10 protein-coding genes and 1 other RNA gene are annotated in these 12,777 nt (G+C 40.8%); 10 read left to right on the top strand and 1 reads right to left on the bottom strand.

Annotated elements, in window-relative coordinates; all coding sequences use genetic code 11:
- The first annotated feature begins 5 nt into the window (after positions 1–5).
- The 5 genes from aspS to CVD27_RS26155 all read left to right on the top strand — a co-directional run bounded on the left by aspS (position 6) and on the right by CVD27_RS26155 (position 5,013).
- Positions 6–1,775 carry an aspartate--tRNA ligase gene (gene aspS / locus CVD27_RS26175; protein ID WP_101651970.1) on the top strand — a complete coding sequence of 590 codons (1,770 nt, stop codon included), beginning with the start codon at positions 6–8 and terminating at the stop codon, positions 1,773–1,775.
- A 66-nt stretch (positions 1,776–1,841) separates the two neighbouring features.
- Positions 1,842–2,035, top strand: a non-coding RNA gene (gene ssrS / locus CVD27_RS26170) — 6S RNA.
- A 148-nt stretch (positions 2,036–2,183) separates the two neighbouring features.
- Positions 2,184–2,951, top strand: coding sequence for a tRNA threonylcarbamoyladenosine dehydratase (locus tag CVD27_RS26165; protein ID WP_101651968.1), 768 nt, complete (start codon positions 2,184–2,186; stop codon positions 2,949–2,951).
- 192 nt (positions 2,952–3,143) lie between these two features.
- A complete protein-coding gene (locus tag CVD27_RS26160; protein ID WP_101652124.1) occupies positions 3,144–4,070 on the top strand; it encodes an ABC transporter ATP-binding protein in 927 nt (308 codons plus the stop codon).
- A complete protein-coding gene (locus CVD27_RS26155) occupies positions 4,063–5,013 on the top strand; it encodes an ABC transporter permease (protein ID WP_101651967.1) in 951 nt (316 codons plus the stop codon). The genes CVD27_RS26160 and CVD27_RS26155 overlap by 8 nt, the downstream gene beginning before the upstream one ends.
- Before the next feature lie 102 nt (positions 5,014–5,115).
- Here CVD27_RS26155 and CVD27_RS26150 read toward each other — a convergent pair whose 3' ends face one another.
- Positions 5,116–6,387 carry a replication-associated recombination protein A gene (locus CVD27_RS26150; protein WP_101651965.1) on the bottom strand — a complete coding sequence of 424 codons (1,272 nt, stop codon included), beginning with the start codon at positions 6,385–6,387 and terminating at the stop codon, positions 5,116–5,118.
- A 225-nt stretch (positions 6,388–6,612) separates the two neighbouring features.
- On the opposite strand from CVD27_RS26150, the gene cymR reads away from it, so the two are divergent.
- From cymR to recD2, 5 genes are all read left to right on the top strand, one after another.
- The gene (gene cymR, locus CVD27_RS26145; RefSeq protein WP_101651963.1) at positions 6,613–7,032 is read left to right on the top strand and encodes a cysteine metabolism transcriptional regulator CymR; all 420 of its coding nucleotides are present in this window, start codon (positions 6,613–6,615) and stop codon (positions 7,030–7,032) included.
- Between the two features lie 49 nt (positions 7,033–7,081).
- Positions 7,082–8,224 carry a cysteine desulfurase family protein gene (locus CVD27_RS26140; protein ID WP_101651961.1) on the top strand — a complete coding sequence of 381 codons (1,143 nt, stop codon included), beginning with the start codon at positions 7,082–7,084 and terminating at the stop codon, positions 8,222–8,224.
- Between the two features lie 36 nt (positions 8,225–8,260).
- A complete protein-coding gene (gene mnmA, locus CVD27_RS26135; protein ID WP_101651960.1) occupies positions 8,261–9,379 on the top strand; it encodes a tRNA 2-thiouridine(34) synthase MnmA in 1,119 nt (372 codons plus the stop codon).
- Positions 9,380–9,644: 265 nt separating this feature from the next.
- Complete coding sequence (locus tag CVD27_RS26130) at positions 9,645–10,307, top strand: tetratricopeptide repeat protein (protein WP_101651958.1); 663 nt, start codon at positions 9,645–9,647, stop codon at positions 10,305–10,307.
- 34 nt (positions 10,308–10,341) lie between these two features.
- Positions 10,342–12,753, top strand: a complete 2,412-nt coding sequence (gene recD2, locus CVD27_RS26125) for an SF1B family DNA helicase RecD2 (RefSeq protein WP_101651956.1) — start codon at positions 10,342–10,344, stop codon at positions 12,751–12,753.
- The last annotated feature ends 24 nt before the right edge of the window (positions 12,754–12,777 follow it).

Here is a 12,777-nt window from a genome sequence, read left to right as displayed (position 1 = left end):
TCATCATGTTTGGCAGATCGTATTTTTGTGGAGAAGTTCCAGAGTCAGCAGTGGGGGAAAAAGTAACATTAAAAGGATGGGTTCAAAAGCGTCGTGACCTTGGCGGGTTAATCTTTATTGACCTGCGGGACCGTTCTGGGATTGTCCAGGTAGTATTTAATCCAGATACTTCGAAGGAAGCACTCGAAACAGCAGAAACCATCCGAAACGAATATGTGCTAAATGTGGTCGGCACAGTGGTTAGCCGTGAACAAGGAACAATCAATGAAAATATTTCTACAGGAACGATTGAAGTACAGGCTGAAGAAGTAACGATTATTAACGAAGCGAAAACACCGCCATTTCAGATTTCTGATCGGACAGATGCTTCAGAAGATGTTCGTTTGAAGTATCGTTATTTAGATTTCCGCCGTCCGGTAATGTTTGAAACATTGAAAATGCGTCATCAAGTAACTAGATATATTCGAAACTATCTGGACAGCGAAGGCTTCTTAGATATTGAAACGCCTATTCTAACAAAAAGTACCCCAGAGGGGGCACGTGACTATTTAGTGCCAAGCCGTGTTCATCCTGGAGAGTTCTATGCATTACCCCAATCACCGCAGTTGTTTAAACAATTGCTTATGGTCGGCGGAGTAGAACGGTATTATCAAATTGCCCGCTGTTTCCGTGATGAAGACTTGCGTGCAGACCGTCAGCCGGAATTTACTCAAGTCGATATAGAGACAAGCTTTTTAAGCCAAGAAGACATTATTTCCATGATGGAAACAATGCTGTCTGGGTTGATGAAGGAAGTTAAAGGGGTAGAAGTCCCAACAAGTTTCCCGCGCATGACCTATGCAGAAGCGATGAGCCGTTTTGGATCAGATAAACCGGATACACGTTTTGGCCTAGAGCTTGTTGACCTTTCTGAAATTGTAAAGGATTCCGGATTTAAAGTATTTGCTGCAGCTGTTGCAAATGGCGGCCAAGTAAAAGCGATTAATGTAAAGGGAGCGGCAGATAAATATTCCCGTAAAGATATTGATGCCTTAACAGAGTTTGTTGCTGTTTATGGGGCAAAAGGTCTTGCTTGGTTAAAGGTTGAAGCTGATGGCTTAAAAGGACCAATCGCAAAATTCTTTTCTGAAGAGGATGCACAGGCAATTAAAGCTACTCTTGAAGCGTCTGAAGGAGATTTACTATTGTTTGTTGCTGATAAGAAGAGTGTTGTGGCAGACGCACTTGGTGCCTTAAGACTAAAACTTGGTAAAGAATTGGGCCTTATTGACCCTAGCCAGTATAACTTCCTTTGGGTCACTGACTGGCCGCTGTTGGAATACGCTGAGGAAGAAGGCCGTTATTACGCAGCTCACCATCCATTTACTATGCCGTTTAGAGAAGACCTCGAACTTTTGGATTCTGACCCTTCAAAGGTTCGCGCTCAGGCGTATGATATTGTTTTAAATGGATATGAACTTGGCGGTGGCTCACTTCGGATATTCGAACGTTCGGTTCAAGAAAAAATGTTCAGCGTTCTAGGATTTTCTCCAGAAGAGGCAAAGGAACAGTTTGGATTCCTTTTAAATGCTTTTGAATATGGAACACCTCCACATGGTGGTATCGCCATTGGTCTTGACCGTTTGGTTATGCTTTTAGCTGGCAGCTCCAACCTGCGTGACACCATTGCTTTCCCGAAAACAGCAAGTGCAAGCTGCTTGTTAACGGATGCGCCGGGTGAAGTTTCTGAAGCTCAATTGAAAGAACTAAATTTGTCATTAAATGTCAATAAATAACAGGAATTCGCTTTCATGATGCCTTGAAGACCCTTTCAAACTGTGGTATGATAAAGGTAATTAAGAAGAGTCCTGAAATGTACGTTGTGTTACCTGAAGTTTTGACCGAACATTTAAGATTCGGGAGTCTAGCGTTTTCGGATTGCGTAAATGCCCCACCTATACGGTAAAGGGACTTACAATACCTGGAACAGGACACCCACCTGCTAGTAGCGGGATCAAAACGAAGGATCAAGAGCGACGGCACCATTGGGACTCTTTATTTTTGTAGAAAATCACCTTTCGTTTAGGCGAAAGGTTTTTTTTATAAATAATTCCTACTAATTCACTTGTTTTTATAAGTGAGTATGAGATATCCTTATGAATGTAAAAATATATATAAGTGATTATAAATTTGGAGTGAATACCATGCTGCATCAATTTTCTCGAAACGAGCTTGCGATTGGCAAAGAAGGATTAAATATAATGAAAAACAGTACGGTCGCTGTTCTAGGAATCGGCGGTGTCGGTTCATTTGCCGCTGAAGCATTAGCCCGTTCAGGTGTAGGTAAATTAATTTTAATTGATAAAGATGATGTGGATATTACCAATATCAACCGTCAGCTAATTGCCCTTTTATCAACGGTAGGCAGACCAAAGGTAGAAATCATGCAGGAGCGAATTAAAGACATCAATCCTGATTGTGAAGTCATTCCGTTAAAAATATTTTATACAGAAGAGACGTATGAAGAAATTTTCAGTCATAATTTGGATTTTGTTGTGGATGCTTCTGATACTATTGTTTATAAAATCCACCTAATGAAAGAATGTCTAAAAAGAAATATACCGATTATTTCGAGCATGGGTGCAGCAAACAAAATGGATCCGACTCGTTTCCAAATTGCGGATATTTCGAAAACACATACGGATCCAATTGCAAAAGTAATCCGTACTAAGCTTCGAAAAGAACGAATTCATAAAGGTATTCCTGTCGTCTTTTCTGATGAAAGTCCGATTGTGATTCGGGAGGATATCAAAAAAGAGGTTGGTAATGAGAATGCTCCGATTCGCAAAGCACAAATGCCTCCAGCGTCTAATGCATTTGTACCTTCTGCGGCCGGTCTTATAATGGCAAGCTATGTTGTTAGACAATTACTAAAAGACATTAAGATTCAGCGTGTTGCTGACGAAAAATAAGTGATTAACCCTAAACTGAGAAGTTTGGGGTTTTTGTTTTTATTAGGGCTGGAGTCTTAGGTAACAATCCATCTGAGGCCGTTTTAAAACGAACGTTCACTTTAATATAATTTTTTTGAATAGAGAAGGAAATTTTTACTAGACTCAGGTAAACTTGGATGAGGGGGAAGTTGTTTGAGAGGAGAGAGAGTTTTGAAAACGATTGTAGAATTAAAAGATGTTACTAAAGTCATTAAAGGAAGGACCATTATAGACCAAATAAGCTTCCAGGTTAATAAAGGGGAAGTCTTTGGTTTTTTAGGACCGAATGGTGCAGGGAAAACAACTACGATCCGGATGATTGTCGGTTTAATGGGAATTACCTCGGGAGACATCACTATTGGCGGGTATAGTATTAAATCTCAATTCGAAGATGCAGTTGGGCAAATTGGAGCCATTGTTGAAAATCCTGAAATGTATAAATTTTTGACAGGTTATCAGAATTTGGTTCATTATGCGCGAATGTCTAAAGGTATTACAAAGGAAAAAATAGCCGAAACGGTAGAATTGGTAGGATTAACAGCGCGAATCCACGATAAGGTCAAAACCTATTCACTTGGTATGAGGCAGCGTTTAGGGCTTGCCCAATGCCTTTTACATGACCCTGAGGTGCTTATTCTAGATGAGCCTACCAATGGATTAGATCCTGCCGGAATCAGAGAAATTCGTGATTACGTCCGTCTGCTCGCGAGAGAAAAAAATATGGCAGTGATTGTCTCCAGTCATTTGCTTTCTGAAATGGAAATGATGTGTGACCGAATCGGAATTATCCAAGATGGCAGGTTAATAGATGTTCAATTGGTTCAGGAATTTGTTCATGGTGCGGAAGTAACCTATGAACTAGAAGTAGTACCGAGTGAGAAAGCATTAACTGTTGTGGCGGCAAATTATCCAAATGTGAAGGCAAACCGTTCAAGAAATGGTTTATCGGTGGAACTGAGCAAAGAGGAAATTCCAAACCTGGTTAAATTATTTGTCGCTGAAGGTATCTCTATATTTGGGATAAAAGAAACAGCTAAAACATTAGAAGATCGCTTTCTTGAAGTGACATCTGAAAAGGAGGCGGCGGTTCGTGGCTAATCTGGTAAAAAATGAATGGATGAAAATTTTTAGACGGCCTGGAACCATTGTCATGATTGCTATTTTGGTTTTATCCTTAGCCTTAGTTGGAATTATCATTAAGTCCCAGCAAAATAATATGGATACTCAGCAGGATAAAAACTGGCAGCAAATCCTAAAGGAAGAAAATGATGCGTTAAAGCAGCAGATGGCAAAAAGCCAGACCGAAATGGAAAAGAAGTATTTCCAAAAAGAAATTGCCATTAACGATTACAGAATCAAGCATAAGATCCCTCCAAAAGAGAAGTATACGGTTTGGTCTTTTGTTAAGGATTCATCACAGCTGATCGTGTTGGCAGGTGTTTTTATTATTATCGTCTCCGCCGGCATTGTGGCCAGTGAGTTTAACTGGGGGACAATCAAACTATTATTGATCCGTCCTATAAATCGAACTAAAATTTTACTAGCGAAGTATGTAACGGTGCTATTATTTGCTTTGCTCATGCTTGCAATTTTATTTATTTTCTCCAGTATACTGGGGGCTGTTTTGTTTGGCATGCCTGACAAGGCAGTATCTTATTTAAATTATAGTAATGGCCATGTCTCAGAACAAAATATAGTCGTCCATTTGCTCATCTCTTACGGTCTAAGTTCTATCGATATGATTATGCTAGTTACCATGGCGTTCATGATCTCTTCCGTGTTTAGAAACAGCTCACTCGCGATCGGTCTCTCCTTGTTTTTGCTGTTTACCGGCAGTCAATTTACGGCCTTGCTTGCGATGAAGTTTGACTGGGCAAAATACCTTTTATTTGCCAACACAGATTTAACACAATATTACGAAGGAACCCCAATGGTAGAAGGCATGACCATGACTTTCTCCATCATCATGCTGTTCCTCTACTTCGCACTATTTCAGTTCCTCGCTTTCTATGTCTTCAAAAAACGAGACGTAGCAGCTTAAAAACATAAACATATAAACACTAGAAAAACACAATAAACGGTGACAAATAAACGGTGACAGGCACCATGTGAAGAATTCACATGGTGCCTGTCACCGTTTGTACTATTTGGATCTGGTTAATTTTTCGTAGACTGCGGCTAGTGCTTGTTCGAATTTTCCGGTTTTCTTTGGCTGATAGTATTTTTTGTTTTTTAGCCTATTTGGTAAATACTGCTGTGGAACCCAGCCGTTTTCATAGTCGTGTGGATATAAGTATCCAATTCCTCTTCCAAGGTCTTTTGCTCCTTTATAATGGGCATCCTTAAGATGATCCGGTACTTCACCGACAATTCCCTTTTGTATATCATCAAGGGCCGCTTGAATGGCAAGAACGGCAGAGTTGGATTTCGGTGAAAGACAGAGTTCGATTACCGCATTTGCGAGCGGAATCCTGGCCTCAGGAAATCCAATTCTCTCAGCGGTTTCAATGGCTGCTAACGTCCTTGCTCCTGCTTGGGGGTTAGCCAGCCCTATATCCTCGTAAGCAATGACAATTAATCGGCGGCTGATGCTCGGCAGGTCGCCCGCTTCTATTAAGCGGCCGAGATAGTGCAGTGCGGCGTCCACATCGCTTCCCCGAATAGATTTTTGAAAGGCTGAGAGGACATCATAATGACCATCACCATCTTTATCCGCAACCAAACTTTTCTTTTGCAAGCATTCCTCGGCTGTCTCGACATCAATATGGATGACACCGTCATCATCTTTGTCTGTTGATAAAATGGCAAGCTCTAGGGCGTTCAAGGAGCTTCGAACATCACCGTTTGATCCTTGAGCAAAATGCGATAATGCATCTTCAGATATCGCTACTCGTTCTTTTCCATACCCGCGTTCCTCGTCTTGTAAAGCCCGCAATAAGGCTTGCTCGACTTCATCAGGCGATAAAGGCTTAAGTTCAAAAATTTGACAGCGGCTGCGAATCGCCGGGTTGATTGCATGATAAGGATTACTTGTGGTTGCCCCAATTAAAACAATCATTCCGTTTTCTAAATAGGGAAGAAGGAAATCTTGTTTGGCTTTATCTAAACGGTGCACCTCATCAAGAAGCAAAATGACTTTACCGGACATCTTTGCTTCCGCAGCGACAATTTCCATATCTTTTTTGTTATTGGTAACGGCGTTCAGTGTCCGAAACGCATATTTGGTACTTCCGGCGATGGCGCTGGCAATTGAGGTCTTTCCAATCCCTGGCGGCCCGTATAAAATCATGGATGTCAGCTGCTTAGCTTTCACCATTCTTGCAATAATTTTTCCATCCCCAACTAGATGCTGTTGTCCTACTACTTCCTCGATCGTTCGTGGGCGCATCCGGAATGCTAATGGTTTTTGCTGCATAATCATCTCTCCAAAAAAATGAACTTACTTTCTAGCATCAAAAATTCCGTACTATGTTAATGGATATACTTAACTTGACATCTAATAACAAAAGCTTCCGTCTTTAACTTTACCATTTTCCCTTGAAAAAGCATATTAAAGAAGAATATGATATAATTTTAATGCCTATCAATTAACTGAGATTATATTTAATAATAGATATATTAACGAATAGGGGTGCGCGAAATGAAGATTTCTACTAAAGGCCGATATGGTCTAACAATTATGATTGAACTGGCTAAAAAACATGGTGAAGGTCCTACCTCTTTAAAAACAATCGCTCAGGCAAATGAACTATCCGAGCATTACTTAGAGCAATTAATTGCTCCATTACGGAATGCCGGGTTAGTAAAAAGTATTAGAGGGGCTTACGGCGGATATGAATTGACAAGTGCGCCAACGCAAATTACTGCAGGTGATGTTATTCGGGTGTTAGAAGGCCCAATAACACCTGTTGAAGGAATAGAAGATGAAGAACCAGCAAAGCGAGAGCTTTGGATCAGAATTCGCGATGCGATCAAAGATGTGCTCGACAACACGACGTTAGAAGATTTGGCCAGCCATAGTGAGGATCATGAGCCAGAAGGTTATATGTTTTATATTTAAGGAAAAAATAATATTTTAACTAGAGAATTATTTGATTGAAGGTGTAATTATGGAACGAATCTATCTCGACCATGCCGCAACAAGTCCAATTCACCCTAAGGTAATTGACAAGATGGTAACCATCATGAATGCTACTTTCGGGAATCCTTCCAGCATTCATTCTTATGGCAGGGAAGCGCGCCATTATATTGATTTAGCCCGGGCTGCACTTGCCCGCAGCATTGGTGCGCAAGAAACCGAGATTATTTTTACAGGCGGCGGAACAGAAGCAGACAATATGGCGTTATTTGGTGTGGCTGAAAGTTACCAAACCAAAGGCAAGCATATCATTACCACCCAGGTTGAACATCACGCCGTTCTCCATGCCTGTCAAAGGTTGGAAAAAATGGGTTTTGAAGTTACCTATCTGCCTGTCGATCAAAATGGGCGAATTTCGATTTCCGATCTTCAAGCGGCATTAAGGGATGATACGATTCTAGTATCGGTTATGTACGGCAATAACGAAGTAGGAACCCTGCAGCCAATTAACGAAATTGGGCAGCTCCTAGAAGGGCACCAGGCTGTTTTTCATACAGATGCAGTCCAGGCTTACGGAATGGAAGACATCGACGTGAATAAAAGCAAAATTGATTTATTGTCGGTTTCTGCTCATAAAATTAATGGCCCAAAAGGGATTGGCTTTCTCTTTGCAAGATCCACTGTCAAGATCACTCCACGTCTTTTTGGCGGAGACCAAGAAAGAAAACGCCGGGCAGGGACAGAAAATGTTGCCTCCATAGTAGGTTTTCATGAAGCTGTTTTAATAATGAATGAAAATCGGCTGGCTAAACGAGAGAAGTTTGTTACATTAAAGGAAACAATCATAGAGAAACTCCAAGAAGCAAAGATTGAATTTAATATAAACGGATCGCTTGAATATTCACTGCCACATGTATTAAACTTAAGCTTTCCTGGAACTAGTGTGGAGGCGATGCTGGTCAATCTTGATTTAGCAGGTATTGCTGTGTCAAGCGGCTCGGCATGTACGGCGGGGTCTATTGAGCCTTCCCATGTTCTTGTTGCCATGTTTGGTAAACAATCAGAGCGTCTCACAAATTCGATCCGCTTCAGCTTCGGCTTTACTACATCGAAAGAAGATGTGACTAAAGCTGCAGAGGAGCTTGCGAAAATTGTTATGCGCCTGAAAAAATAGAGTTTTGTAAACTTGATAAAAGAGAGAGGTGAAAACATGGAAAGAAAAGATCCTAAAGATACACGTGTAGTGGTTGGGATGTCAGGGGGGGTAGATTCTTCCGTTGCAGCGCTTTTATTAAAGCAGCAGGGCTATGACGTCATTGGAATCTTTATGAAGAACTGGGATGATACCGATGAAAATGGTGTTTGTACCGCCACAGAAGACTATGAGGACGTTATCCGTGTCTGCAATCAAATTGGAATTCCCTACTATGCGGTAAACTTTGAAAAACAATATTGGGACAAGGTGTTTACCTATTTCCTTGATGAATATAAAGCAGGCAGGACGCCAAATCCCGATGTGATGTGTAATAAAGAGATTAAATTTAAAGCATTTCTAGAGCATGCCATGAACCTTGGTGCGGATTATCTTGCTACAGGTCATTATGCACGCGTAGAGTTCCGTGATGGAGAATATAAAATGCTTCGTGGTCTTGATGAAAATAAGGATCAAACCTATTTCTTAAATCAATTAACCCAGGAGCAGTTAAGTAAAGTTATGTTCCCGATTGGTAATCTTGAAAAATCCAGGGTTCGAGAAATTGCCAAGGAAGCAAACTTGGCTACTGCGACGAAAAAAGACAGCACAGGTATCTGCTTTATTGGAGAACGTAATTTTAAAGAGTTCCTAGGCCAATACCTTCCAGCCCAGCCTGGAAATATGGAGACCTTTGCTGGCGAAGTAAAAGGCAGACATGAGGGGCTGATGTATCATACAATCGGCCAGCGTCATGGACTTGGGATTGGCGGATCTGGTGAACCATGGTTTGCAATCGGCAAGGATTTAAAAAGAAACATCCTTTATGTTGGACAAGGATTCCATCATGAAAAACTTTATTCAGATGCGCTTACTGCTGTTAATGTAAGCTGGGTTTCAGACCGTGAGAAGCCAGCGGAATTTGAATGTACAGCCAAATTCCGTTATCGTCAGGAAGACCATAAGGTAACGGTACGTCAGTTAGAAGGGGAAAAAGCACAGGTTCTTTTCCACGAACCAATTCGTGCCATTACTCCTGGACAGGCAGTAGTGTTCTATAATGGTGATGAATGCCTAGGCGGGGGAACAATTGACAAAGTTTATAAAAATGGTGAACGTTTAACATATGTTGGCTAATTGGAGACCTTGATTCCTTTGGAGGAATCGGGTCTTTTTTGCTGTTAAGCTGAATTTACTGGGAAATGTACGGGAATAGCAATGACGTCTGCGGAATTAATCCAAAAACGCGCGGAATTAAAGAAGAAGTTCGCGGAAAAAATCCGAAATCACGCGGAATTCAATTATAAAAACGACCTCAGTAAAACTTCAACCCCCTTATAATACAAAGAGTAATTTCCAACTAAAATATGTTATACTTTCATTTAGGATTGGAGTTGGAAAAATGGATAATAACCAATTAGGTGTAAAATACATGCAAGAAGGAAACTGGGAAGAGGCAGCCAAGGCCTTTAACGAGGCAATCGAGCAAAACCCCAAAGACCCAGTATCCTATATCAATTTCGGGAACGTCCTTTCAGCCGTGGGTGACGATGAAAAAGCCCTTAAATTTTATCAAAAAGCCATCGAAATTGACGAAAACAGTGCGACTGCTTATTATAGCATCGGAAACCTTTACTATAAAAATGAACAATACGACCTTGCAAAAAATATGTTTGAACAAGCGATGAAAAAAGGCCTGCAAACAAGTGATAACTTCTTTTTACTTGGAACCTCACTAAATAAACTTGGACATGGAAAACTTGCTCTGCCCTATTTGCAAAGAAGTGTAGAACTTAATGAGAAGGATACAGAAGCGCGATTTGAATATGCATTATGTCTTCTTCAACAAGAACTTATTGATGAAGCAAGTTTACAATTTGAAGAATGTATAAAGCAGGATTCAAATTATTCTGATGCCTACTATTTCCTTGGATTAGTGTTAGCACATAAAGGTGACATGGAGAGAGCATATTCAATCTTAGAAAAAGCACTTGCTTTACACCCTGACCATTTGATGGCCAAACAGGCAAAATCAATACTTAAAAAGATTAGTGAAACTAGCTAATTCCGCCCAAATTGAACCGGAAGGAGGGAGCACAATGGAAAAACAAGACACCCTTGATTTATTTGCTGAACAAGGAAAGTTTGTTAAAGGAAGACCAATCGTAACCATCTTCCATAACGAACAAAACCTCTATACCGTCCTTAGAATCCGCGTCGATGAAACCAATGATCAATATGATGACAAAGAAGCCGTGATTACTGGGTATTTTCCGAAAATACACGAACAAGAAACGTATATATTTTTCGGGGAGTTTAAAGAACATCCAAAGTTTGGGCTTCAGTTTCATACCAATCATTTTCGAAAGGACATGCCTCAGTCAAAACAAGGAGTAATAGCTTATTTATCAGGTGAAATGTTTAAAGGCATCGGTAAGAAGACGGCCGAGAATATTGTTGAGACACTTGGTGAAAATGCAATCACAAAAATTCTTAATCAGCCTTCCTTACTTGATACCATTCCAAAGCTTCCTCCTGAAAAAGCAAAGACACTTTATGATACCTTGATGGAGCATCAGGGGCTTGAGCAAGTAATGGTGGCATTAAATCAATACGGTTTTGGACCGCAAATTTCCATGCGGATTTATCAAGCCTATAAAGAAGAAACACTTTCAATTATTCAAAAAAATCCTTATCAGCTTGTGGAAGACATTGAAGGGATTGGTTTTGGCCGTGCCGACGAGCTTGGCTACCAGCTAGGGATCTCCGGCAATCATCCTGATCGGATCAAAGCTGCTTGCCTTTACACACTGGAAAATGAAAGTATGCAAACGGGGCATGTCTTTTTACATGCGGAAAATTTACTTGAACAGGTAAAGACACTGCTGGAAGATAATCAGCGTGATCACATTGATTATACGGATATTTCTAACGAGCTAATTAAGCTAGAAGAAGAGGGGAAAATAATTGGTGAAGAAAAACGAATTTATCTTCCGTCCTTATTTTTCGCTGAAAAAGGCCTTGTAACAAGTATTAATCGAATTCTAAAGCAAACGGAATACAGTGACCAATTCCCTGAGTCAGAGTTCCTTCTGGCATTAGGCGGTTTAGAGGAGCGTTTGGGTGTTCAATATGCCCCTTCCCAAAGAGAAGCGATTCAAACCGCGCTCATGTCCCCCATGCTTATCTTAACGGGTGGACCCGGAACCGGTAAAACAACGGTTATTAAAGGTATTGTTGAACTATACGGGGAACTTCATGGTTGTTCACTTGAACCAAAGGATTATTTTAAAAAAGATGAACCGTTTCCGATTTTATTAGCGGCCCCGACAGGACGAGCAGCGAAACGAATGACCGAATCGACAGGTTTGCCTGCCGTGACTATTCACCGCCTGCTTGGCTTTAATGGAACTGAGGGCTTTGATCGTGATGAGGCCAGCCCATTAGAAGGAAAAATATTGATTGTCGATGAAACTTCGATGCTGGATATATGGCTGGCCAATCAATTATTTAAGGCGCTTCCGGAACATATCCAGGTTATTATGGTAGGTGACGAAGATCAGCTTCCGTCAGTCGGACCTGGTCAAGTGTTGAAGGACCTGCTGCAATCAGAACGTATTGCTACTGTCCGGCTAACGGATATTTACCGTCAAGCCGAGGGTTCTTCCATCATTGAATTAGCGCATGATATAAAAAAAGGGTATCTCCCGCCAAACGTTACAGCTAAACAAGCAGACCGTTCATTTATTAAATGTTCAACGGCTCAAGTGGCCCAAGTGGTTGAGAAGGTTGCACTAAATGCTAAAAATAAAGGTTACACTTCAAAGGATATTCAGGTCCTTGCACCGATGTACCGGGGACCGGCGGGTATTGACCGTTTAAATGTTTTACTGCAGGAGATATTTAATCCTAACCCTGATGGTAAACGAAAGGAAATCGCTTTTGGGGATGTAAAATACCGAATTGGAGACAAGGTACTGCAACTTGTCAACCAGCCGGAAAGTAATGTGTTTAATGGGGACATCGGGGAAATTATCTCAATCATTTATGCCAAAGAAAACACAGAAAAACAAGATATGATTTATATTTCCTTTGAAGGAAATGAAGTGGAATATACGAGACAGGACTTAAATCAAATTACTCATGCCTATTGCTGCTCAGTGCATAAATCACAGGGCAGTGAATTTCCCATTGTTATTATGCCGATTACAAGAAGCTATTACAGAATGCTGCAAAGAAATTTAATCTATACGGCAATCACAAGAAGTAAGCAATCCCTCATTATTTGCGGAGAGGAAGATGCTCTTAGAATGGGGATTGAACGGGCGGATGAACTTCAAAGGCAGACAACACTATGCCAAAAACTACAGGAATCAATTGTAATAATAAACCAACTTCATGAAGAATCAAGTAGTGGATTATCTTATGAAGAAGAGTTAATGAAAGTAAATCCAATGGTTGGAATGGAAAACCTTACACCTTATGATTTTCTGCCAAGTGACGGAAACTAAGAAATGTTCGGGGGGTGGAAACTC

The sequence above is a fragment of the Neobacillus cucumis genome (assembly GCF_002860255.1).
Lineage (GTDB): Bacteria > Bacillota > Bacilli > Bacillales > Cytobacillaceae > Neobacillus > Neobacillus cucumis_A.
Note: the sequence above shows the minus strand (reverse complement) of the source record. Positions and strands in the feature narration are given on the sequence as shown.

Bases quoted from the DNA above. Each gene is read 5' to 3' on its own strand.
- mnmA (WP_101651960.1), top strand. From the start codon at position 8,261: ATGGAAAGAAAAGATCCTAAAGATACACGTGTAGTGGTTGGGATGTCA.
- CVD27_RS26150 (WP_101651965.1), bottom strand. From the start codon at position 6,387: ATGCAGCAAAAACCATTAGCATTCCGGATGCGCCCACGAACGATCGAG.
- CVD27_RS26130 (WP_101651958.1), top strand. From the start codon at position 9,645: ATGGATAATAACCAATTAGGTGTAAAATACATGCAAGAAGGAAACTGG.
- CVD27_RS26140 (WP_101651961.1), top strand. From the start codon at position 7,082: ATGGAACGAATCTATCTCGACCATGCCGCAACAAGTCCAATTCACCCT.
- aspS (WP_101651970.1), top strand. From the start codon at position 6: ATGTTTGGCAGATCGTATTTTTGTGGAGAAGTTCCAGAGTCAGCAGTG.
- CVD27_RS26165 (WP_101651968.1), top strand. From the start codon at position 2,184: ATGCTGCATCAATTTTCTCGAAACGAGCTTGCGATTGGCAAAGAAGGA.
- recD2 (WP_101651956.1), top strand. From the start codon at position 10,342: ATGGAAAAACAAGACACCCTTGATTTATTTGCTGAACAAGGAAAGTTT.
- cymR (WP_101651963.1), top strand. From the start codon at position 6,613: ATGAAGATTTCTACTAAAGGCCGATATGGTCTAACAATTATGATTGAA.